Origin of the sequence: Flavobacterium ovatum, assembly GCF_040703125.1 — a bacterium.
GTDB lineage: Bacteria > Bacteroidota > Bacteroidia > Flavobacteriales > Flavobacteriaceae > Flavobacterium > Flavobacterium ovatum.
The window spans coordinates 1,856,662-1,882,098 of record NZ_CP160035.1 but is presented as its reverse complement, the minus strand read 5'-3'; the positions used below and the strand labels follow the sequence as shown (position 1 = coordinate 1,882,098).

At 35.4% G+C, this 25,437-nt stretch carries 12 protein-coding genes; 8 read left to right on the top strand and 4 right to left on the bottom strand.

Features of this window, described 5'->3' with window-relative positions:
- Nucleotides 1–215: 215 nt before the first annotated feature.
- On the top strand, nt 216–15,110 hold the full coding sequence (locus ABZP37_RS08035; protein WP_366187130.1) for an HYR domain-containing protein: 14,895 nt from the start codon (nt 216–218) through the stop codon (nt 15,108–15,110).
- A gap of 285 nt (nt 15,111–15,395) precedes the next feature.
- Here ABZP37_RS08035 and ABZP37_RS08030 read toward each other — a convergent pair whose 3' ends face one another.
- Nucleotides 15,396–15,854: a DUF4442 domain-containing protein gene (locus tag ABZP37_RS08030; RefSeq protein ID WP_366187129.1), complete on the bottom strand. Its 459-nt coding sequence runs from the start codon at nt 15,852–15,854 to the stop codon at nt 15,396–15,398.
- Between the two features lie 174 nt (nt 15,855–16,028).
- Here ABZP37_RS08030 and ABZP37_RS08025 point away from each other — a divergent pair, with 174 nt between their 5' ends.
- From ABZP37_RS08025 to ABZP37_RS08010, 4 genes are all read left to right on the top strand, one after another.
- Nucleotides 16,029–16,484: a DUF4870 domain-containing protein gene (locus ABZP37_RS08025; RefSeq protein WP_366187127.1), complete on the top strand. Its 456-nt coding sequence runs from the start codon at nt 16,029–16,031 to the stop codon at nt 16,482–16,484.
- 329 nt (nt 16,485–16,813) lie between these two features.
- Nucleotides 16,814–17,152, top strand: coding sequence for a PadR family transcriptional regulator (locus ABZP37_RS08020; RefSeq protein ID WP_366187125.1), 339 nt, complete (start codon nt 16,814–16,816; stop codon nt 17,150–17,152).
- Complete coding sequence (locus tag ABZP37_RS08015) at nt 17,149–18,867, top strand: PspC domain-containing protein (protein WP_366187124.1); 1,719 nt, start codon at nt 17,149–17,151, stop codon at nt 18,865–18,867. Before ABZP37_RS08020 ends, ABZP37_RS08015 begins: the two co-directional genes overlap by 4 nt.
- Before the next feature lie 367 nt (nt 18,868–19,234).
- Nucleotides 19,235–20,068 carry a DUF2807 domain-containing protein gene (locus tag ABZP37_RS08010; RefSeq protein WP_366187122.1) on the top strand — a complete coding sequence of 278 codons (834 nt, stop codon included), beginning with the start codon at nt 19,235–19,237 and terminating at the stop codon, nt 20,066–20,068.
- Nucleotides 20,069–20,153: 85 nt separating this feature from the next.
- Here ABZP37_RS08010 and trxB read toward each other — a convergent pair whose 3' ends face one another.
- The 3 genes from trxB to ABZP37_RS07995 form a co-directional block, all read right to left on the bottom strand.
- Nucleotides 20,154–21,101, bottom strand: coding sequence for a thioredoxin-disulfide reductase (trxB, locus tag ABZP37_RS08005; protein WP_366187120.1), 948 nt, complete (start codon nt 21,099–21,101; stop codon nt 20,154–20,156).
- 169 nt (nt 21,102–21,270) lie between these two features.
- Nucleotides 21,271–21,579: a hypothetical protein gene (locus ABZP37_RS08000; RefSeq protein ID WP_366187118.1), complete on the bottom strand. Its 309-nt coding sequence runs from the start codon at nt 21,577–21,579 to the stop codon at nt 21,271–21,273.
- Nucleotides 21,580–21,643: 64 nt separating this feature from the next.
- Nucleotides 21,644–22,234 (bottom strand): hypothetical protein, encoded by a 591-nt coding sequence (locus ABZP37_RS07995; protein ID WP_366187116.1) that lies wholly within the window; start codon nt 22,232–22,234, stop codon nt 21,644–21,646.
- 233 nt (nt 22,235–22,467) lie between these two features.
- Between ABZP37_RS07995 and ABZP37_RS07990 the strand changes: the two genes are divergently transcribed.
- The 3 genes from ABZP37_RS07990 (at nt 22,468) to ABZP37_RS07980 (ending at nt 25,252) form a co-directional block, all read left to right on the top strand.
- The gene (locus tag ABZP37_RS07990) at nt 22,468–22,686 is read left to right on the top strand and encodes a hypothetical protein (protein ID WP_366187114.1); all 219 of its coding nucleotides are present in this window, start codon (nt 22,468–22,470) and stop codon (nt 22,684–22,686) included.
- Nucleotides 22,687–22,761: 75 nt separating this feature from the next.
- A complete protein-coding gene (locus ABZP37_RS07985; protein WP_366187113.1) occupies nt 22,762–23,328 on the top strand; it encodes an AraC family transcriptional regulator in 567 nt (188 codons plus the stop codon).
- A 301-nt stretch (nt 23,329–23,629) separates the two neighbouring features.
- The gene (locus ABZP37_RS07980; protein WP_366187111.1) at nt 23,630–25,252 is read left to right on the top strand and encodes a 7TM diverse intracellular signaling domain-containing protein; all 1,623 of its coding nucleotides are present in this window, start codon (nt 23,630–23,632) and stop codon (nt 25,250–25,252) included.
- Nucleotides 25,253–25,437 lie beyond the last annotated feature (185 nt).

The window sequence follows — 25,437 nt, the reverse complement described above, 5'->3', positions numbered from 1 at the left end:
TTTTACAAAAAAACTTAAACCAATTAATCAATAGAAGTTAAATATTGTTAATTTTATGACAAAACATTCTAATTATAAAATAACTATCATTCTGATTTAGTATAAAGTTTTAGCAAATAAATAAAAATACCGTTTTCAAAAACATTTTTAGATTATTACAAAATCAACCATTTACTAAAAGTTCATTCCTAAACTTTTAAACAAAAGTGATAATTATGAAGCAAAAATACTTATATTTTATACTCTTAATCTTAATCTCTTTTTCTGTTTACTCACAGAATATAGGGGATTATCAATCTTCCGCAAATGGGGATTGGAGTACTGCCACTTCTTGGAAAACATGGAATGGTTCATCTTGGGTACCAACTACAAATTTTCCAGGTGAAATATCTGGATCTTACCAGATAACAGTTCTATCAACGCATACAATTACCATCTCAACAAATCTCTCGACAGCTTCTACTGGTGCAATTGTTGTTAATACAGGTGGTGTTCTAAATTTAAGCCCTAGTTCATCTCCAAACACTATTTCATTAGCAACTTCAACCTTAGACATCAACGGTGGAACTTTAAACTTTAACTTAAATAAAGTTAAACTAAACCTCCCTTCTAATGCTGTGATAACCCTCGAAAATGGCGGTAAATTTGATGGTAAATGTACTAATAATGATGAAATATTCATTGGAACTAAACGATATGCTGCATGTGTTGGTGGAGGGTCAACTGTATATACATTTGGTGAAGTAGCACTATCCGGAGGAAATGTAAATGCAGAAATTACTATTCCATCATCAGACCCTACATCAGTATCCGAATGTATAATAACAAATCTAAAAGGAGGCTACACAGGTACCGAGATAAATGTTACTTACAAATGGATTGTAAGAAATCCAGACGGAACATCATCCGAAATTACTAACGGTAGTCTTGCGCATAATACTGAAACTACTTCAACTTCATTTACACCGACTACTTCTGGTCAATATTTAATCTCGCTTGAAGTCACAACAACTTCATCAGCAACAAATATTGAAACAGTGACTATTAACGTCAGTGCTGACACAGAATCTCCTACTGTAACCTCCTGTCCAACCTACGGAAACTTCACTACAGACACTGACAAATGTTTTTATAATACAAACCCTTCAGAACCTGTTTTTTCAGATAACTGTGGTATCACCGCTGTTAGTTGGATAATGACTGGAGTTACTACAGGGTCAGGCGTTAACGCTATTGACGCAACTGATTTCAACATAGGTACATCAACTATAACTTATACAGCATTAGATGCTGCTAACAACAGTGTTCAATGTGTTTTTACTATTACCGTTACTGATACAACAAAACCAGTATTCACTTTATCACCTGCGAATGTAACTATCGAATGTTCGGCTAGTGCTGCTACTGCTGCAACTAACGGTCCTGCTACTGCAACTGATAATTGTGCTACTCCTGTTATCGCTTTTTCTGATGTGGTGGTTAATGGAACGGGGAACAATAAAACAATTACGAGAACTTGGACAGCTACAGACGCTAATTCCAATGTAGAATCTTATGTACAAACGATTACCGTTACAGATACAACCAAACCGGTATTCACTTTATCACCAGCAAACTTAACTATCGAATGTTCGGCTAGTACTGCTCCTGCTGCAACTAACGGTCCTGCTACTGCAACTGATAATTGCGCTACTCCTACAATCGCTTTTTCTGATGTGGTGGTAAATGGAACAGGGAACAACAAAACAATTACGAGAACTTGGACAGCTACAGATGCTAATTCGAATGTAGAATCTTATGTACAAACGATTACCGTTACAGATACAACCAAACCGGTATTCACTTTATCACCAGCAAACTTAACTATCGAATGTTCGGCTAGTACTGCTCCTGCTGCAACTAACGGTCCTGCAACAGCAACCGATAATTGCGATATTCCTACAATCGCTTTTTCTGATGTGGTGGTAAATGGAACAGGGAACAATAAAACAATTACGAGAACTTGGACAGCTACAGACGCTAATTCCAATGTGCAATCCTATATACAAACCATTACCGTTACAGATACAACCAAACCGGTATTCACTTTATCACCAGCAAACTTAACTATCGAATGTTCGGCTAGTTCAGCTCCTGCTGCAACTAACGGTCCTGCAACAGCAACCGATAATTGCGCTACTCCTGTTATCGCTTTCTCTGATGTGGTGGTTAATGGAACTGGTAACAATAAAACAATTACGAGAACTTGGACAGCTACAGACGCTAATTCCAATGTAGAATCTTATGTACAAACGATTACCATTACTGATACTACCAAACCAGTATTCACTTTATCGCCTGCGAATTTAACTATCGAATGTTCGGCTAGTTCAACTCCTGCTGCAACTAACGGTCCTGCAACAGCAACTGATAATTGCGCTACTCCTGTTATCGCTTTTTCTGATGTGGTGGTAAATGGAACAGGAAACAATAAAACAATTACGAGAACTTGGACTGCTACAGACGCTAATTCCAATGTAGAATCTTATGTACAAACGATTACCGTTACTGATACAACCAAACCAGTATTCACTTTATCACCAGCAAACTTAACTATCGAATGTTCCGCAAGTGCTGCCCCTGCAGCTACTAACGGTCCTGCTACTGCAACCGATAATTGTGCTACTCCTACAATCGCTTTTTCTGATGTGGTGGTAAATGGAACAGGGAACAATAAAACAATTACGAGAACTTGGACAGCTACAGACGCTAATTCCAATGTAGAATCTTATGTACAAACGATTACCGTTACAGATACAACCAAACCGGTATTCACTTTATCGCCTGCGAATTTAACTATCGAATGTTCGGCTAGTTCAACTCCTGCTGCAACTAACGGACCAGCAACTGCAACTGATAATTGCGCTACTCCTGTTATCGCTTTTTCTGATGTGGTGGTTAATGGAACGGGGAACAATAAAACAATCACGAGAACTTGGACCGCTACGGATGCTAATTCCAATGTAGAATCTTATGTACAAACGATTACCGTTACTGATACAACCAAACCAGTATTCACTTTATCGCCTGCGAATTTAACTATCGGATGTTCGGCTAGTTCAGCTCCTGCTGCAACTAACGGACCAGCAACAGCAACCGATAATTGCGCTACTCCTACAATCGCTTTTTCTGATGCTATCTCTGGAGTATCAGGGAACAATAAAACAATCACTAGAACTTGGACAGCTACAGATGCTAATTCGAATGTAGAATCTTATGTACAAACGATTACAGTTACTGATACAACAAAACCAGTATTCACTTTATCACCTGCGAATGTAACTATCGAATGTTCGGCTAGTGCTGCTCCTGCTGCAACTAACGGTCCTGCTACTGCAACTGATAATTGTGCTACTCCTGTTATCGCTTTTTCTGATGTGGTGGTTAATGGAACGGGGAACAATAAAACAATTACGAGAACTTGGACAGCTACAGACGCTAATTCCAATGTAGAATCTTATGTACAAACGATTACCGTTACAGATACAACCAAACCGGTATTCACTTTATCACCAGCAAACTTAACTATCGAATGTTCGGCTAGTACTGCTCCTGCTGCAACTAACGGTCCTGCAACAGCAACCGATAATTGTGCTACTCCTGTAATCGCTTATTCTGATGTTATCTCTGGTGTATCAGGAAACAACAAAACAATTACGAGAACTTGGACAGCTACAGACGCTAATTCCAATGTAGAATCTTATGTACAAACGATTACCATTACTGATACTACCAAACCAGTATTCACTTTATCGCCTGCGAATTTAACTATCGAATGTTCGGCTAGTTCAACTCCTGCTGCAACTAACGGACCAGCAACTGCAACTGATAATTGCGCTACTCCTGTTATCGCTTTTTCTGATGTGGTGGTTAATGGAACGGGGAACAATAAAACAATCACGAGAACTTGGACCGCTACGGATGCTAATTCCAATGTAGAATCTTATGTACAAACGATTACCGTTACAGATACAACCAAACCGGTATTCACTTTATCACCAGCAAACTTAACTATCGAATGTTCGGCTAGTACTGCTCCTGCTGCAACTAACGGTCCTGCTACTGCAACTGATAATTGTGCTACTCCTGTTATCGCTTTTTCTGATGTGGTGGTTAATGGAACAGGAAACAATAAAACAATTACGAGAACTTGGACAGCTACAGACGCTAATTCGAATGTAGAATCTTATGTACAAACGATTACCGTTACAGATACAACCAAACCGGTATTCACTTTATCACCAGCAAACTTAACTATCGAATGTTCGGCTAGTTCAACTCCTGCTGCAACTAACGGACCAGCAACTGCAACTGATAATTGCGCTACTCCTGTTATCGCTTTTTCTGATGTGGTGGTTAATGGAACAGGAAACAATAAAACAATTACGAGAACTTGGACTGCTACTGATGCGAATTCCAATATAGAATCTTATGTACAAACGATTACCGTTACAGATACAACCAAACCGGTATTCACTTTATCACCAGCAAACTTAACTATCGGATGTTCGGCTAGTTCAGCTCCTGCTGCAACTAACGGTCCTGCAACAGCAACCGATAATTGCGCTACTCCTGTTATCGCTTTTTCTGATGTGGTGATAAATGGAACAGGAAACAATAAAACAATTACGAGAACTTGGACAGCTACAGACGCTAATTCCAATGTAGAATCTTATGTACAAACGATTACTATTACTGATACAACCAAACCGGTATTCACTTTATCACCTGCGAATGTAACTATCGAATGTTCGGCTAGTACTGCTCCTGCTGCAACTAACGGTCCTGCAACAGCAACCGATAATTGCGATATTCCTACAATCGCTTTTTCTGATGTGGTGGTTAATGGAACGGGGAACAATAAAACAATCACGAGAACTTGGACAGCTACTGATGCGAATTCAAATGTGCAATCTTATATACAAACCATTACCGTTACTGATACAACCAAACCAGTATTCACTTTATCACCAGCAAACTTAACTATCGAATGTTCGGCTAGTTCAACTCCTGCTGCAACTAACGGTCCTGCAACAGCAACTGATAATTGCGCTACTCCTGTTATCGCTTTTTCTGATGTGGTGGTAAATGGAACAGGAAACAATAAAACAATTACGAGAACTTGGACAGCTACAGACGCTAATTCCAATGTAGAATCTTATGTACAAACGATTACTATTACTGATACAACCAAACCGGTATTCACTTTATCACCTGCGAATGTAACTATCGAATGTTCGGCTAGTACTGCTCCTGCTGCAACTAACGGTCCTGCAACAGCAACCGATAATTGCGATATTCCTACAATCGCTTTTTCTGATGTGGTGGTTAATGGAACGGGGAACAATAAAACAATCACGAGAACTTGGACAGCTACTGATGCGAATTCAAATGTGCAATCTTATATACAAACCATTACCGTTACTGATACAACCAAACCAGTATTCACTTTATCACCAGCAAACTTAACTATCGAATGTTCGGCTAGTTCAACTCCTGCTGCAACTAACGGTCCTGCAACAGCAACTGATAATTGCGCTACTCCTGTTATCGCTTTTTCTGATGTGGTGGTAAATGGAACAGGAAACAATAAAACAATTACGAGAACTTGGACAGCTACAGACGCTAATTCCAATGTAGAGTCTTATGTACAAACGATTACCGTTACTGATACTACCAAACCAGTATTCACTTTATCGCCTGCGAATTTAACTATCGAATGTTCGGCTAGTTCAGCTCCTGCTGCAACTAACGGTCCTGCAACAGCAACCGATAATTGCGCTACTCCTACAATCGCTTTTTCTGATGTAGTGGTAAATGGAACAGGAAACAATAAAACAATCACGAGAACTTGGACTGCTACTGATGCGAATTCAAATGTGCAATCTTATATACAAACCATTACCGTTACTGATACAACCAAACCAGTATTCACTTTATCACCAGCAAACTTAACTATCGAATGTTCGGCTAGTACTGCTCCTGCTGCAACTAACGGTCCTGCTACTGCAACTGATAATTGTGCTACTCCTGTTATCGCTTTTTCTGATGTGGTGGTTAATGGAACAGGAAACAATAAAACAATTACGAGAACTTGGACAGCTACAGACGCTAATTCCAATGTAGAATCTTATGTACAAACGATTACCGTTACAGATACAACCAAACCGGTATTCACTTTATCACCTGCGAATTTAACTATCGAATGTTCGGCTAGTTCAGCTCCTGCTGCAACTAACGGTCCTGCAACAGCAACCGATAATTGCGATATTCCTACAATCGCTTTTTCTGATGTGGTGGTAAATGGAACAGGGAACAATAAAACAATTACGAGAACTTGGACTGCTACAGACGCTAATTCCAATGTAGAATCTTATGTACAAACGATTACCGTTACTGATACAACCAAACCAGTATTCACTTTATCACCAGCAAACTTAACTATCGAATGTTCGGCTAGTTCAACTCCTGCTGCAACTAATGGACCAGCAACAGCAACTGATAATTGCGCTACTCCTGTTATCGCTTTTTCTGATGTGGTGGTAAATGGAACAGGAAACAATAAAACAATCACTAGAACTTGGACAGCTACAGATGCTAATTCGAATGTAGAATCTTATGTACAAACTATTACTGTTACTGATACAACCAAACCAGTATTCACTTTATCACCAGCAAACTTAACTATCGAATGTTCGGCTAGTTCAGCTCCTGCTGCAACTAACGGTCCTGCAACAGCAACCGATAATTGCGCTACTCCTGTTATCGCTTTTTCTGATGTGGTGGTTAATGGAACGGGGAACAATAAAACAATTACGAGAACTTGGACAGCTACAGACGCTAATTCCAATGTAGAATCTTATGTACAAACGATTACCGTTACTGATACAACCAAACCAGTATTCACTTTATCACCCGCGAATGTAACTATCGAATGTTCCGCAAGTGCTGCCCCTGCAGCTACTAACGGTCCTGCTACTGCAACCGATAATTGTGCTACTCCAACAATTGCTTATGCTGATGTTATCTCTGGAGTATCAGGAAATAATAACGTTATCACGAGAACTTGGACAGCTACAGACGCTAATTCCAATGTAGAATCTTACGTACAAACGATTACCGTTACTGATACAACCAAACCAGTATTCACTTTATCACCAGCAAACTTAACTATCGAATGTTCGGCTAGTTTAACTCCTGCTGCAACTAACGGTCCTGCAACAGCAACTGATAATTGCGCTACTCCTGTTATCGCTTTTTCTGATGTTATCTCTGGTGTATCAGGAAACAACAAAACAATTACGAGAACTTGGACAGCTACAGATGCGAATTCAAATGTGCAATCCTATATACAAACCATTACCGTTACAGATACAACCAAACCGGTATTCACTTTATCACCAGCAAACTTAACTATCGAATGTTCGGCTAGTTCAGCTCCTGCTGCTACTAACGGTCCTGCTACTGCAACTGATAATTGTGCTACTCCTGTAATCGCTTATTCTGATGTTATCTCTGGTGTATCAGGAAACAACAAAACAATTACGAGAACATGGACAGCTACTGATGCGAATTCAAATGTGCAATCTTATATACAAACCATTACCGTTACTGATACTACCAAACCAACACTTTCTGCAATCGCAAATAGAAACGAAAACATAGGCGCTTCTTGTAGCTTCATCATTCCTAATTATACTGGTTTAACTACTGCTGCTGATAATTGTACGGCTGTGGGAAGTATCACCAAAACACAATCTCCTGTTGCGGGAACCATTATTAACGGACACAATACTGCTCAAATTATCACCATAACTGCTAATGATGCTAATGGTAATTCAGAGACAACTTCTTTTACTATCACATTGAAAGATGTGACTCCGCCTACATTAACTCCTGCAGTAAATCAAAATGTAACCTTAAATGCTTCTTGTGCAGTTACCATTCCTGATCTAAAAGGAACAGCTACTGATAATTGTACTGGAACAGTGATTACACAAAACCCTGCAGTTGGAAGTACGCAAGCGGCTGTACACAACGGAACAATATCTGTAACTGTTACAGCAACTGATCTAGCTGGGTTAACAGATGTAAAAACAGTAACACTGACTGTTAAAGATGTAACACCTCCAAATATCTCATGCCCTTCGAACATATTAGTTTCTAATGATGCAGGCAGTTGTACTAGTAGCGTAACTACAACTAACCCTATAATTTCAGACAACTGTACTATTTCTAAATTAACTTGGGCTTATTCTGGAGTAACAACCGCAAGTTCCGCTGCTACAGGAATCAATTATGTCGGAACTAAAACTTTCAACAAAGGAATTACAAACGTAACCTATTCTTTGACTGACACAGCTGGCAATAGTTCCCAATGTACTTTTACGGTTACCATTGTTGATAACGAAAACCCAATAACACCAAGTCTTCCTGTAGTAACTGGCCAATGCAGTGTTACTGCAACTATACCAACAACAACAGATAATTGTGCAGGAGTAATTTCTGGAACAACAGGAAACCCTTTGACATATAGTACTCAAGGAACATATACTATAAACTGGAATTTTGATGACGGAAATGGAAATAGTATTGTTGTCCCTCAAACGGTAATTATCAAAGACTCAACAAACCCTGTAACTCCAACTTTAGCTAGTATAACATGGGGGTGCAACTATACTCCTGCAACACCAACTACAACTGATAATTGTTCGGGTACAATTACGGGAACAACAACAGTTTCTTTCCCTATTACCAGTACTACAAATGTGCCTTGGACTTTTGATGACGGAAACGGAAATAGTATTACTATCAATCAACTAATAACTATAGACCCCGTATTAATTTCATTAACATCAAAATCAGATGTACTATGTAATGGTGGTTCAACGGGTTCTATTAATGTATCTATTTCTGGAGGAAAATTAAACTATATTTATTCTTGGATTGGTCCAAATGGCTTTACTAGTAATTCTAAAAATATTTCAGCATTAAAAATCGGGACATATAGTTTAACGACTACAGATGCCAACGGTTGTACAGCGATTTATAACACTACTATAAACGAACCAACTCAATTAGGTGGATCAATAAATAAAATTAATATTACTTGTAAAGATGCTAATGATGGCTCTGCCACAATAAATCCTACCGGAGGTAAAACCCCTTATACCTATTTGTGGAATAACGGAGCAACGTCACAAACTATTAATAATTTGGCTCCAGGTAATTATTACGTAGATATAAAAGATGTAAACAATTGTGTTTTTAGAGTAAACACATCTTTTAGTAATCCTACTGAACTAATTGCAACTGGTTCCTTTACACAACCTAATTGTAATGGAGGATCAAACGGTACTACCTCTGTATCAGTTTCTGGTGGTACTTCACCTTATTTTTATTTATGGAGTACTAATGCTGGGGTAGGCTTAGCAAATGTTAGCACAGTAAGCAATCTAAAAGTTGGAACTTATTCTGTAGATATTACGGACAGCAGTGGCTGTTCTAAAGTAGTCAGTATTACGGTGACAGAACCATCTTTATTAACCGCAACCATTTCAGGAAAACTGGGATGTTTTGGAGGAACTAGTGGATCCGCAACAGCAACACCTAGTGGAGGAACTGCACCTTACACCTATCTTTGGAATACAAATGTGACTTCACAAACGATTAGTGGATTAACCGCTGGAACTTATTCTGTTGTAATTACTGACGCAAAAGGATGTACAACAACAAAAAGTGTTACGAATGCCGCTCCAACTCAACTATTGGTCACAGCTACAAGAGTGAACACTACTGGAGCAGGAGCTTCAAATGGTTCTGCAACTGCCAATCCAACTGGTGGAGATTTACCATACACTTATTTATGGAACAATGGTCAAACTACCAAAACAGCCACTGGATTAATTGCTGGAACTTATACCGTTACAATTACAGACAATAGTGGGTGTACCGCTACAACAAGTATAAAGGTTGCAGACCCTTTAGTACTAATATTAACAACCTCGAGTGCCTGTGTAGGAGAGGAAGATATTCAAACATTGACTATAGTACCTACTATACAAGGTGGAGCGGGTCCTTTCACTTATACTTGGAATTATGGTAATGATGCTAATACACCTACAACTAATACTGGCGGAACTAAAACGGTAAAATACTTAACTGGTGGAACCAAAATAATAACATTAACAGTTTCTGATAGTTCTGGACAAACAATGACCATTACAAAATCACATAACTTACAAGTTTGTTTCGAATATACTGTCGATTGTGATCGATGCGTGTCTCAAGATTATATCTTTGATGGTTTCTACATTGGAGACGCATCTGGAACGCCTGTAGCTCAATGTAACTCTGGTACTGTACTACCTGTTTATATTTATTTTAATATTACTAGTAGTGCTTCACCAAAATATAACTTATACGTTATTGGTGGATACGAGGTAACCAACCCTTTTACTGGAATCACCACTACCAAATACGTTGAAGACTGTCTTTACCCTTCAAACGGAATAAAAGACAACACCATTCCTGTAGGATCAGGAAAAGGAAAACTTTTAATAGATAACAATTACATTTGTGGAACACAAATAAAAATCACAGGATTATTCTTTGCGTGGAAAGAAAACTGGAAGACAGATTGTGGACCAGCAAAACCTAAATGTTATTGCTCTGGAGTTAATTATATTGTAGACGCTCCGCTTACCGCTGCAGTTAATAAAACTGACGTATTATGCTTTGGTGGAAGCACAGGTATAGCTACTGTTACTGCTTACGGAGGAACGGCTCCTTATACCTATATTTGGAAAAACGCTAGTAATACAACTATAGGAACTTCAGGTACAATCTCTGGGCTTGCCGCAGGTACATATACAGTAACTGTTAAAGATTCCAATTCAATAACACTTGCCCCTATATCAGTAACAATAGGACAACCATCCAATCTACCTACAGCCACTACAACTGTTTCAAACAAAAACGGAGTAAATGTTTCATGCTTTGAAAGCACTGATGGTACAGCAACAGTAACAGCTACTGGAGGTACAGCTCCTTATACTTATTCTTGGAATACAAGTCCCGCACAAACTACAGCTACGGCTACTAGTTTAGGTATTGGTACTTATACAGCCACAGTAAGAGATGCTAATGGTTGTCAAACTACCAAAACTGCAACACTTGTAGGACCAAATCCAATGGTTTTATCAGTATCACCTGTAAATCCTAGTTGTTTTGGATACAATAATGGTTCTGCAACAATTTCTGTAACAAGTGGCGGAACTGGTCCATTTACTTATCTTTGGTCAAATGGCCAAACAACTGCGACTGCAACTAATATGATAGCAAACAACAGTTATTCTGTGACAGTAACAGACAGTAATAATTGTACTTCTGTTACCAATGTAACATTGTCACAGCCAACAAGACTAGATGTACCGACTACGAGAACGAATACAAGCTGTTTTGGAACTGCTACTGGATCTGCTACTGCCAACCCTACTGGTGGAACAGCACCTTACACTTATTTGTGGTTCAATGGACAAACAACTAAAACCGCCGTTAATTTAGCTGCAGGTGGCCCATATACTGTAACTGTAACTGACTTTAAAGGATGTTCGCAAGCTGCTCAAGTACTTATTTCTGATGCGCCTCAAATAACGGCAACAGCCTCATCTACAAATGCAACATGTAACGGGAGTTTTGATGGAACAGCTAGTGCCGTTGCCAATGGTGGTACGCCCGGTTATACTTATTCATGGAATACAACACCCGTAAAAACCACTTCAAACATTTCAGGATTAGCAGCGGGAACCTATACTGCAACTATTACCGATAGTAAAGGGTGTCAAACTACTGCTTCAACCACAATTAGTCAACCAACAGTATTAAATGTTACAGCAACTGGAGTAAACGTTGTTTGTTTTGGTGGCACTGGTACTGCAAATGTGTCCATTTCAGGAGGAACTAGTCCTTATGACATTACATGGTCAAATGGTCAAAAAACAAATAACGTAACAGCGTTAATAGCCGGAACCTATCAGGTTACAGTTACTGATGCTAATTTTTGCTCTAGTACTAAATCTGTAACCATAACGCAACCATTAGAAATCCCTAATTCTAATGCAGGAACTAACCAATCCCCATCCTGTGGATTGGAAATAGTTACATTGGCAGCCAACAATCCGTCTTACGGAACAGGAAATTGGTCTATAGTTTCAGGCCCAAGCGGTGGCAATGAACTATTTTCAAACAATGCAAGTTCGACTTCAACCTTCTATAGTCCAAATCCAGGAACATACGTTCTAAGATGGACCATTTCTGATGGAAGCTCATGCCCTAGCAAATCAAGTGATGTTAGTATAACTTTTAGTACTTGTAGTACCTTAGACTTTGATGGAATTGATGACAATATCACATTTAAAAATAACATTGGAATAACCTCCGGGAAATTTAGTATAGAAATTTGGATAAAACCAAGTGCCGTTAATGGCAATACTCAAACCATCTTATCAAAAAGATTTGCAAATAATTTGACTAGTGGTTATGACTTAAGACTTGTAAATAATAAAATTTCTTTCAATTGGAATAATACGGGTTCCATTGTAGCTAGTTATAATATAAACACCAACAGATGGTATCATGTTTCAGTTTCGTTTGACGGTTCTGAATACAAATTATACATTGATGGTATTTTAATTAAAACACAAGCAGGCGTTTTACCAACTGCAAATACTGCAGAATGTATTATTGGAGGAATGGATCAAAATTTAACACCTCCATTTAGACCTATTAATTATTACAAAGGGTGGGTAGATGAATTAAGAGTTTGGAACGTAGCTTTAAACAAAGACCAAATTCATCAAATGATGAATCAAGAACTTGAAAATAACGGAAACTTAGTAAAAGGTAAAGTTCTGGGTTTAAACATTGATGGTTTAAGCTGGAATAATCTTACTGCTTATTTTCAAATGAATCAAGGTACACCAGATATTGCTAATGGTTATTTAATTCCAAATGCTGGAATTATTCAAGGAAAACTAAGAAATATAGATACTTGGCAACAAGAAACAGCACCACTACCTTATTTTACTAAAAATAGTGGCGTTTGGACAGACACTTCTCCTTCAACACCATGGAAATGGGGTAACTCAGTATGGGATATGCCTAATGGAAATGGTATAGATGGTAGCCCAATAGATTGGAATATTGTGGTTTCAAATCATGATTTATCTTCAGGAGATAAAGACATCAACGTACTTGGTTTGAAATTAACGACACCCAATACATTATTTACTATTGCTAATCCAAATCAAGCTTTAAATGAAAATAATAATGGTCATGGTTTATTTATTTCCCATTATTTATTATTAAACGGAAATATTGATTTGGTTGGAGAATCTCAACTAATTCAAAAAAGATATTATCCATCACCAGAACAAATTAGCGAAAGTATATTTGATAATGCCAGTACGGGAAATTTAGAACGTGACCAACAAGGTAAAAAGAACAGTTTTAATTATAATTATTGGAGTTCTCCAGTAACTATAAGAGGTGCTGCTAATAATTCTCCTTATACTTTAAATGGTGTTTTGAGAGACGGAACAGATTCTTCAAATCCTAAGACTATACAATTTAATGGAAATGCCTATTATGCAGATGGCCCATTAGAAAGTCCTATAAAAATAAGTACACGTTGGGTTTGGTCCTATAATTCAAAAACATTAGCAACTAATTCTGAATTAAAAAATTACTTTTTATGGAATCACATTTATAATTATGGATCTTTAAATGCAGGTGAAGGATTTACGATGAAAGGAACTGGTGGAATAGCTCCTATCACAAGTACCCAAAATTATGTATTTACAGGGAAACCTAATTCTGGTACAATCACCTTAGGCCTGCCTCTAGAGCAAACATATTTAGTAGGAAATCCATATCCTTCAGCACTAGATGCTGATGAATTTATAAAAGACAATATTAAAGACTGTGGCACTTGCAGAGGAACAACAAATGCCTTTAATGGTACTCTTTATTTCTGGGACCATTTAGGAATAACAGGCAATCATACTTTAGCCGAATATGAAGGGGGCTATGCTACTTACACTCTTATGGGAGGTACTATTGCAACGGTAAACGGTGATTTAAACTCCCAAAGTGGAAATTCAGGAATCAAAGCTCCGGGACGTTACATTCCAGTTGCTCAAGGATTCTTTGTTGACGCAGTTAGAGATCCTTCTATAACTGGAATGACTTCAACGGTACAAGGAGGACCATTGGTGTTCAAAAATAGTCAAAGACAATTTGTTAGAGAAGGTACTACTAACTCTGTATTTATGAAATCTTCTTCAACTGGAAAAATGAAAGTTTCAAATGAAGTAGAAATTGATAAGAGACCAAAAATTAGACTTGGATATATTTCATCTACAGGTAAAAACCGTCAACTATTAGTGGGTAGTGATATAAATACAACGACTCAATTTGACTTAGGTTATGACGCCCCTATGTTTGACTTAAGCGATGATGATTTGTATTGGACAATTAATAACAGTCCATTTGTAATTCAAGCATTACCAAACTTTGATAGTAGTCAGATAATCCCTTTAGGAATGGTGATTACTAAAGCAGGCTTGTCTACGATTAAAATTGATAATTTAGAAAACATTTCAAATAATTCTGAAATCTACTTACATGATAAAGTAACCAATGTATATCACGATTTAAGAATAAGTAATTTTGCTATAACACTTCCGAAAGGAAAATATACCGATAGATTCTCTTTACGTTTTACAAAAGAAACGACACTAAGTGTGGATGAAAATATTTTAAAAGATGGTATTAATGTACATTTTGTACAAGATATGTACAACTTAATCATAAAGAATGAAATGCTAGATACGCTAGTAGAAAAAGTGTCCCTTTATAATGCATTAGGACAAAACATAAATAATTGGAAAATTGATGATACAAATCAAATAAATATTCAATTACCACTAAAAAAGGTAAGTTCCGGAGTATATCTTGTCAAAACTAAAACTAATAAAGGAACTTTTGGGACAACAATTATCATCAAATAAGTAGTGAAAGAACTAAACATAAACTTAATTTTTAATTAATATAATTTGAAAATGAAATTATTTAACAATATTAAAATGAAAAAAAACTTACTTTAGTCACTCTATAATTATTCACAATAAATGTTATGCAAAAAATGACACTTGTAAAGTAAAATGTAAGGTAGAAGGAAAAACTTGTGACGCGACTGCAAAAATAAAAAAAGAAGCAAAACCATGTTGTACTAAAAACGCAAAACTTAATAATACCAAAAACGTCCCGAGATTCGGGACGTTTTTTTATTTAGATTATTTTAATTTCAGTTTGATACTCCATTCAAATTCCATTTCTGAAACTTGGTCTCCATATTCATTAGTTCCGATCGATTTCATCCAGAAGCTCTGCCCCTCTCCTGTACTGACTGCTTGTTTCAATGCTTCCTCTATTTTATATCCATCTTGACATACAAACGTAATTCGACCTGTTGCTTTCTTGGTAAAAACCGCTTTGTTTTGTGATACTAACATCGAAATTTTCTTTCCACTTTTATGAATGTGATTCATTACCAAAGCTCCTGTAGTTAACTCCGCAGCCATTGCTTGGACAGCAAAATACATGGACTTAAATGGGTTTTGATTGATCCAACGATGCTTTACCGTAACTACACAATGTAATAAATCAATTTCCTTGGCCCGTACTCCACTTATATAGGCAGAAGGTAATTTGAAAAACAAAAAAGTATTGAGCTTTGAGGATGTAAGATTCATTATTTGTGGTTTTTATGCTAAAATACAAAAAAATATTATGCGTACATACTATTTTAAACACGTTAATATTGTGTTAACTTATAGTACTATGTAATACAAGATACCTTTCTTAAGCCATATATTTGTATACGAAAATACCAGACTTAGATATTCATTAAATACTTAAAGACTATTATGGAAACGAAAAAAGAAAATAATATAGCTGCCATCACCCATTTGAGCGCATTGGGACAGTACCTATTTCCCTTTGGGAATTATATCCTTCCGTTATTAATTTGGAATTCAAAAAAAGGCGAATCTACGGTGATCGATTTTAACGGAAAGCAAGTGTTGAATTTTCAATTCAGCGTTTTGTTGTATACTGTTATACTACTTTTGATTACTATCCCCATTTTTCTATTTACCTTTTTTAGTGGAATGAGTATCAACGCAGTACTAAATGACCACGAATGGATTATAAAAAATCTAGATATTGGCAACAATATTAGTATCATCACGGTTGGATTGCTTGCTATTATATTGTTGGCTTCGTTAAAAATAATAGAATTCATTTATATCATTTATGGAACCATAAAAGCTTCGAATGGAGAACCATTTCGTTATCCTTTTACGATTCCTTTTTTGAAATAGCAGCACTCTATATATTTGATATTTTTGATTTTTTCAGAGTTTTTGAATAAATGAAATTGTGAATAGTTTTTTGATCTTGCAATATCGATTCACCTCCAGTCAAAAATCGTTAATCTTAGATCGTTAATAAACAACTAAGTTATCTTAATAATCGTCTTACTTGGTTTTGAGTTAAGGATAGTCCCGAAGCGTCGGGAGAAATCATTTTTTGGGGCTTTTTCTGCCCCAAAAAAGATTGGACCGGATAGCCTGATCCGCTTTTTTTTGGCGTCCCAATAGCTAACGGGAGCCCAAAATAATAATCATGTACAGTAAAACAAAAATAAATCATGAACATTGAAAACACAAAAGCACAGATGCGGAAAGGTGTTCTCGAATTTTGCATTCTATCGGTTTTAAAAGAGAAAGATGCTTATACTTCTGAAATTCTAGATACCCTAAAAAACGCCAAATTACTGGTAGTAGAAGGCACTATTTACCCTTTGCTTACCCGCTTGAAAAACGACGGACTACTCAGTTATCGCTGGGAAGAATCGACCTCAGGACCACCTAGGAAATACTATGGCTTGACCACTGAGGGCCAAACCTTTTTGAATGAATTGAATGGCACTTGGACCGAATTGTCTGATGCCGTAAATCTAATTACCAATAAAAACACAGCGTCATGAACAAAACTGTAAACATAAACCTAGGCGGAATGATCTTTCACATTGATGAAGATGCCTACTTGAAATTGACACGTTATTTTGATGCCATCAAGCGTTCCTTAAACAATAGTTCTGGTCAAGACGAGATCATAAAGGATATTGAAATGCGTGTTGCAGAGCTATTTACGGAGAAGCAAACTAGCAATAAACAAGTAATTGGCTTGAAAGAAGTCGATGACATGATCACTGTTATGGGGCAACCGGAAGATTATATTATTGAAGATGACAGCCAACTGGCTTCCAATTACAACGCTACCTCCTACACTAATAACCGAAAACTGTACCGTGATAAGGACGGTGGTATGATTGCTGGTGTATCATCAGGTTTGGGATACTATTTTGGCATTGATGCTGTTTGGATTCGCATAATTCTTGTAGTACTAGTTTTTGGTGGCTTTGGTACCGGGATTATTGCTTATTTAGTTCTTTGGATTGTAACTCCAGAAGCGCGAACTACATCCGAAAAATTAGAGATGAAAGGCGAACCAGTTAATCTCTCGAACATCGAAAAAAAAGTAAGAGAGGAATTTGATTCTGTATCCCACAAAATAAAAAATGCTGATTATGATAAATTTGGAAACCAAATCAAAAACGGTTCTGAGAAAATCGGGAATCGTTTGGGTTCTATAGTCATGGCTATCTTTACTATTTTTGCGAAATTTTTGGGAATCTTTTTAATCATTATTGGGCTCAGCACTTTGTTTGCTTTACTCGTCGGAGTTTTTACACTAGGAACGAATGTATTTATCGATTTTCCTTGGACTAGTTTTGTTGAATCGGGAAACTTTAGTGATTATCCTATTTGGGCCTTTGGATTATTGGTATTCTTTGCAGTTGGAATTCCGTTTTTATTCTTGACATTATTAGGCTTCAAATTGCTAGCACCCAACATGAAATCGATTGGAGCTATTGCCAAATATACTTTGATTGCCATTTGGATTATTGCCTTAGCCTTAGCAATTTCTATTGGCGTTAAACAAGCATCGGCATTTTCAAACGAAGGAAGAGTAATTCAGAATGAAAAACTAAATTTACAACCAACAGATACCCTTTTAATAAAATTCAAACACAACAGTTATTTCGCCAAAAATATTGATGAAAGCACCGACTTTAGAATTACGCAGGATAGCGCCAATTCCAAAGTAATTTACTCGAATGCTATTCGGTTTGAAATCAAACAAACCAATGAAAAAACTGCTTATGTACAAGTGGTGCGCGAAGCCAAAGGAACCTCACAACCCGAAGCCCATCAAAGAGCCGAAGCTATTCGTTATAGCTTTAGCATCATCGGCAACCAACTTGTTTTGGATAATTATTTTGTGACCGACATCAAAAATAAATTCAGAGATCAAGAAATTGAAATCACCCTATATCTCCCAGTTGGTACGATATTCAAAACCGATTCGAGCGTTCAAAACTATGACCGTTCCAACAATATTTTTTTTAATCTACACTTCAGTTCAGACAATTATCATTATCAAATGACTGATTCAAAAGTAAAATGTATGGATTGTCCAGAAGACGAAAATAACTACGATGAAGATGAGTATCAAAACAGCTCCATAACCATCAATAAAGATGGCATCATGATAACCAATGATAGCACCACCAAAACAAAAAGAGAATTTAAAGGACTTAAAATTGACCAAAATGGTATCATTATCAAAACAAAATAAACCGTATGCTACTATTTATGGCGTGCCCCGCTAAAAAACGCATGCCGGGCTCCCGACAATTCGGGACGTTACAATTCCTCAACAAGTTTCGCTATCGCTACACTTGTTTGCGGGATTTCCACTACTATCCCTCACGCAAAATTCCGTTAACATAGAATATTTGTACTTTAATTTTCAAGAAGCTTTCACAGCTTTACAAGACCACTATCTACTAATATCTTTTGAATCTGCATTTTATATTATTTAATAACTTACACAATATATTCTCTTCAAAAATCAATAATAATCACACCAATAATTTCAGCAAATCGTCCGTTCAAAGCGGATGATTTTTTTATATTTGTATAAACCCATATTTTAAACACAAATGAAAAGAATATCCACTATACTCCTATTGCTCTTCTGCGCCACTGTCACATTCGCACAAAACAAAGAAAGAATAAAAGGCTCAAAATCAGTCATTACCAAATTAGATAATTTATCCGCATTCAAAAGCGTGGAAGTGGGCGACAATCTTGAAATTTACCTTGAAAAAGGGGAAAGTCCAACTTTAAAAATTGAAGCCGACGATAACCTACATGGTATTATTTCGTCAAAAATAATAGATAGCGTGCTGTATTTGAATACCACTAAGGAAGCTTATCGCTTCAAAAAATTGATTATACATGTTACGTATACCAATGCTTTAGGATTGATTACCGCCAAAGATCAATCAATGATCAATGCGATTCAAGAATTACAGTTGGATACTCTAAAAATAAAAGCATCTAATGACGCCAAACTTTTCCTAAACGTCAACACCAAAAACTTTTCTCTGGAAGCCAATGATAAAACAAAAACAGAATTAAACTTAAAGTCCGTAAAAGGGAAAATTATTTTGAGTCAAAATGCGACTCTAAAATCGTTGGTAAAAACAGAGAATTTCACTTGTGATCTATACCAAAAATCACAAGCTGAAATTGAAGGAAATACTACCAATGCAAAAATAAGATTGGACAATAACGGAATTTTTACAGGGAAAAAATTCAGTTGCAAAAACATCAATTTAATTGCAGAAAGCTATTCCAACTGTAGCGTGAATGCAGAAACTACCATCTCAATTAGCGCAAACGGAAAATCTGAGATTCAGCTTTTAGGAAATTCCAAAATTGAAATAATTAATTTTTCAGACGAGGCCAAATTACTGAAGAAAGTTAAATAACACCGTTATTCTATCTTCTTTTACAAACAAAAAGAGTCCCAATTCACAATGAATTGGGACTCTTTTTGTTTGTATTAAAATTGAATTAATCTTTTGCCGCTAAATATCTTTCAGCATCTAACGCAGCCATACAACCAGTACCAGCCGCAGTAATTGCTTGACGGTACACATGATCTGCAGCATCACCAGATACAAAAACACCTGGAACATTCGTTTTTGAAGAACCCGGAGTATTTACAATGTATCCTGTTTCATCAAGTGTAATAAAATCTTTGAAGATATCTGTATTTGGTTTGTGACCAATAGCAACAAAGAAACCAGTTGCTTCAATATCAAAAACTTCACCTGTAGTTTTGTTTTTAGCTTTAACACCAGTAACTACTTGCTCGTCACCTAAAACTTCAACTGTATCGTGATTCATTAAAATAGTAATGTTCTCTGTTTTACGAACACGTTCTTCCATTATTTTTGAAGCTCTAAATTGGTCACTTCTTACTAACATAGTTACTTTTTTACAAAGTTTAGACAAATAATGAGCTTCCTCACAAGCTGAATCTCCTGCTCCTACGATTACCACTTCTTGATTTCTATAAAAGAATCCGTCACAAACTGCACAAGCAGAAACACCACCACCCATTTTCAAGTAATGTTGTTCTGATGGCAACCCTAAATATTTGGCTGTTGCACCAGTAGAAATAATTACCGTTTCACAGTGTAATTCGATCGTATCGTTAATCCATACTTTGTGAATATCACCTGAGAAATCTACTTTAGTCGCCCATCCGTCACGGATATCTGACCCAAAACGTTCAGCTTGTTTCTGCAACTGAACCATCATTTCTGGTCCCGTAACTCCATCAACATATCCTGGAAAATTCTCAACTTCATTTGTAGTTGTCAATTGACCACCAGGTTGCATTCCTTGATATAATATTGGATTCATGTTGGCTCTAGCCGCATAAATTGCTGCGGTATAGCCCGCAGGTCCAGAACCTATAATAAGACATTTTATTTTTTCGATTGTATCAGACATAATAATTGGTATTTAATTTTAAAAACAGCACAAAAGTAAGTTTTTATTATTGGAAAACTAAATTAGAATAATCAGTTTTTATTATTCCTTTATAGATGAACCAATGTACCGAGTATATTGATATTAGGACCTTGTAAAAAATAAATTTCGGCATACAATTCAAATATACTTACAATAGATTCTCTATTATTGCCATATTATTTTTATTGATAATTCGAATATCTTCTATATCATTTCTGGACTGTAAGTAGCGTTTTGCGGCATTTATAGGTGATGCTTTTTTATACATTATATTAACAACACTAATATTTATATCCGATGACTTTGCACTTTTATCAAGATAGTCATACAGTTCATTAAAGCATTTTAAATCTCTTACTATACATAAATGATCCTTTTTATTATTTTTAATAAAATCGACCAAAAAGTTTTTGGTTAACTTTTCTATTGGCTTTGTTATGATTAAGGCAATTTTCATTAAAATTAATATTTATAGGTAAAATAAACATCTGATTATTTTTTTAGAATTAGAAAATTAATTCTTACAATGACATATCTGGAACCACTGTATAGGTAATATCGAATGAAATATTCGTTGATGCATCAACACCAAAAACTGTTGGCTTAATTCTAAATTGAATACCTATTTCTTCTCGGCATCCTGTAAAATAAAACATTTCTGTTGGTTGACCTCCATCTGAAAGCTTGGAAATTGCGACATAATCATCACCTCCTACCAGACTACCAGTACCTAGTGCGCCCTCCAATAATGGTGCGGGAAATTGTACCCCAGGATTACTAACCTTAGCTTCAACAACTAAGCCCGCTGGCAATGGAGCTCCAGTAGCTACAATTTGCATAAATACATAGTTTTTGACTGCTAAATTTAGTGGCGCCAAACATTTAGTTTCACTAGTAGTACCTAATGGACCATTTGTTTGCCTTAGTATCCAACTTAAATTATTTGTACTTGTTCCATTTACAGATCCTTTTTCTAATATTGATGCTCCAGGCAGAGGCATGCCTAAATTATCCGTGATCACCCCTCCAATACTTATTTGCCCATTCATGCTGGTTAAGCACAAAACGGTCAAAATGACTGAAAACAACCATGTTTTATTTACTTCATTCATTTGGTTTAGTTTTTTAAAAGATTATAATGTCAAAATTAAAGTAAAACTGAACTTCAAAATAACATAATGATGCTTAATACTATGCATTATTTGAATTATAGAATTAATTATTGACAATATTTACTAACTTTTATTATCATTATGATAAATAATCGTATTATTAATTTTTAATTGTTAAATTTGAGCGCCATTTTCAAGCATATATTCAAATAGCGATTAAGACCTATTTTCCTATGAAATCAATCAAAGAAGTTACCCCTATCAAATCTGATGATCCGTTTGTAATCTTAAAACACGAAAATGCTTTATTTGATTATCCATTACATTTTCATAATGAATATGAATTGAATTTAATTTCAAATTTTAAAGGCTCTAGAACAGTAGGTGATTCTTTTGAGAAATGTGAAGAAACAGATTTAACGCTTTTAGGCCCTGAATTAAAACATATATGAAAATCAGAAAGTATTATAAGCAATGCTCAGGTAGTTACTATACAGTTTCAAGAGCATTTTTTACATTCAAAAATAATGAGTTACGCAGTATCAAAAGATATTAAAAAACTTTTGGAACTTTCAAAATGTGGTATATCCTTTTTAAGCCCTACTAAATATTTAATTATTGAGAAGATTGCTACCATCAAAGGAAATACAGATTTTAAATCATTTTTGACTTTTCTTGAAATACTTCATATTTTATCAACTTCCAAAGATATCAAGGTTTTGAGCAGTCCGCCGAGTGCCAATTACAACCAAAATAGAGAAAGTAGAAGAATTTCACTTATTACCAATTACATTAAAAATAATTATGACAGCGAAATAAAACTGTCAAAAATAGCTGAAATGGTAAATATGTCTGAATCAGCATTTAGTCATTACTTTAAAAAAAGAACAAGCCATAGTTTTACAAGTTATCTTCAAGACTATAGATTGGGAGTCGTAACCAAATTATTAACGGAAACTGATATGTCTATAAACGAAATATCATATAAGGCAGGCTTTAATTCACTTTCGAACTTCAACAGAGCTTTCAAGAAAAAACACAATATTTCCCCAAAGGAGTTTAAATTAAATTATGATCGAGAAGTTTCAAAATAGAATACATACTCCTTATTAAATGTTAGAATAATAAGTTAGTAGAATTAAAAATAATACATTTCAATTATCTCGTACTAAATAATCGACATAGGTTGTTATTGCTTTTTGATAATTCGTATAACAGCACAACTTTTTTCAGTTCAAATAAATTATATTTGTTCCTAAACAAAAGAATAACAAGATAATTCCTTTTATTCACTATTATCTTTGATTAACTACGTCTAATTACAACACTAACCGTTTGTACATCTTGCCGAGATTACACAAAACATACCGTTTTTTTAAAATATGTATTTCAACTTTGTTGTTTTTCACATATCAATTGAGTGCTGCAAATTCCTGCCTAATCCCAATTGATAGTTTAACTACCGAAAAAGATAATTTATTACCTTTTTCTACAATTTACGAATCAACTGACGATCTTGATATAATTACGATTGATAGTTTAATAACACATAACAAATTAGTATTTGCAAAGCAACAAGCCTCACAAGGGTTTTCTCAAAAATATTATTGGATACAGTTTAATATTGATTGGACAAACAAAACAATCCCCTATCTCTTAGAACTTGACAATCCGCATATTGATCATGTAGCACTTTATCAAAAGACCGAAGATAAATTCACTAAAATAGGACATGGTGGTGATAGAGACCAAACCTTTAAAGACAGAAGCTACATAAACAGGCGTTTTATTTTTCCCTTGATAAATACAAACACTCAAACAACTTATTTTTTAATGGTTGATAAGCGGAATGCATCCGTTAGTTTTCCTATATGGCTCTGGAAAAAATCTGACTTTGAAAGTACTGAGAGTAAACAGAATATTTTCTTTAGTGTTTATTTCGGAATTATTTTCTTTTTTGGAATAACATCTCTCTTTACTGCTGTAGTAATTAGAAAAAAAGTTTTTTTTTACTATGCTAGTTATATCTTATCGATGAGCTTATACCTTTTTACAGCATTGGGTTTTTCATTCCAATTTTTATATCCAAATTCCGAAAACTTCAACAATTATAGTCGGGTTATTTTAAGTGTAATTATTGTACTATTTACAACCTTATTTTTAAGATGTTTTTTAAATATTGATAAAATAGCACCTAAAATATCGCGCTATTTCAAAGTGGTAAATATTCTACTTATTGTACTTACATTATCATGGATCTGTTTTGCTGGTTTATATAAAACCTACACGATATGGTTACTCAATTTATCTAATATTATATTTATTTCGATTTTTATTTGCACTCATTATGCTGCTTATAAGGCATACAAAACAAAAAAGACGAATGTAATTGTTTTTTTTACTGCATTTAGCACTATGATTATAGGAGTCATGGCGTATTTAGCAGTCGAATATGGTGTAATTAGTGAGGATATATTTTCTTTAAATCCTATTTTATTAGGTACTGGTTTTGAAATAGTCATTCTATCCTTTTTAATGATTTACCAATTAATACAAATTCTAAACACAAAAACAACTTTAGAGCTTCAAAATCAAATTCTAGAAAAAAACTCAAAATCTTTAAAAGCTCAGAATATAGAACTTAAAAAAGAAACCGAAGAATTTAAGAACACTAGTTTACGATCAAAAGAAAATATTCTTGATAACCCCAAAAATATAGTTTTAAAAAGTAAAGCGGTTTTACAATTACAAGATATTACCCACATTTCATCAGATAGCCATTACCTCGAATTTTATCTTACCACTAAAGACAATCCCGAAATAGATCGAAATACTTTTAAAAATATCCTGAACCAACTTCCAGAAACTAATTTCATTCAGGTTCACAGAAGTCATATTGTCAATATTGATTTTTTAAAAATTATTAAGGCATCTGAGCTTATTCTTAAAAACGGGAAATCTATTCCAATTTCGAGAAGCTTCAAGACACAGGTTAAAGAACTCATTGTTAACTCATAATCCACTCTTTTAGTGTGTCATTCGTGATATATAAATCGTCATTCATGACATTTTTGTTATCAAACCCCCTTGTTTTTGTATTTTGACACAATAAAACCTACTAATTAATTTTAACAAAAGCAATCAGAAATTACTCTTATACCATTTTGGTTTTGAATTTACTATTATGTGATGGTTGATGATTG

Excerpts from the sequence above, each read along its gene's own strand:
- ABZP37_RS07990 (WP_366187114.1), top strand. The coding sequence starts at position 22,468 with ATGAAATCAATCAAAGAAGTTACCCCTATCAAATCTGATGATCCGTTT.
- ABZP37_RS08020 (WP_366187125.1), top strand. The coding sequence starts at position 16,814 with ATGAACATTGAAAACACAAAAGCACAGATGCGGAAAGGTGTTCTCGAA.
- ABZP37_RS08010 (WP_366187122.1), top strand. The coding sequence starts at position 19,235 with ATGAAAAGAATATCCACTATACTCCTATTGCTCTTCTGCGCCACTGTC.
- ABZP37_RS08030 (WP_366187129.1), bottom strand. The coding sequence starts at position 15,854 with ATGAATCTTACATCCTCAAAGCTCAATACTTTTTTGTTTTTCAAATTA.
- ABZP37_RS08025 (WP_366187127.1), top strand. The coding sequence starts at position 16,029 with ATGGAAACGAAAAAAGAAAATAATATAGCTGCCATCACCCATTTGAGC.
- ABZP37_RS07995 (WP_366187116.1), bottom strand. The coding sequence starts at position 22,234 with ATGAATGAAGTAAATAAAACATGGTTGTTTTCAGTCATTTTGACCGTT.
- trxB (WP_366187120.1), bottom strand. The coding sequence starts at position 21,101 with ATGTCTGATACAATCGAAAAAATAAAATGTCTTATTATAGGTTCTGGA.
- ABZP37_RS07985 (WP_366187113.1), top strand. The coding sequence starts at position 22,762 with ATGAGTTACGCAGTATCAAAAGATATTAAAAAACTTTTGGAACTTTCA.
- ABZP37_RS08015 (WP_366187124.1), top strand. The coding sequence starts at position 17,149 with ATGAACAAAACTGTAAACATAAACCTAGGCGGAATGATCTTTCACATT.
- ABZP37_RS08000 (WP_366187118.1), bottom strand. The coding sequence starts at position 21,579 with ATGAAAATTGCCTTAATCATAACAAAGCCAATAGAAAAGTTAACCAAA.
- ABZP37_RS08035 (WP_366187130.1), top strand. The coding sequence starts at position 216 with ATGAAGCAAAAATACTTATATTTTATACTCTTAATCTTAATCTCTTTT.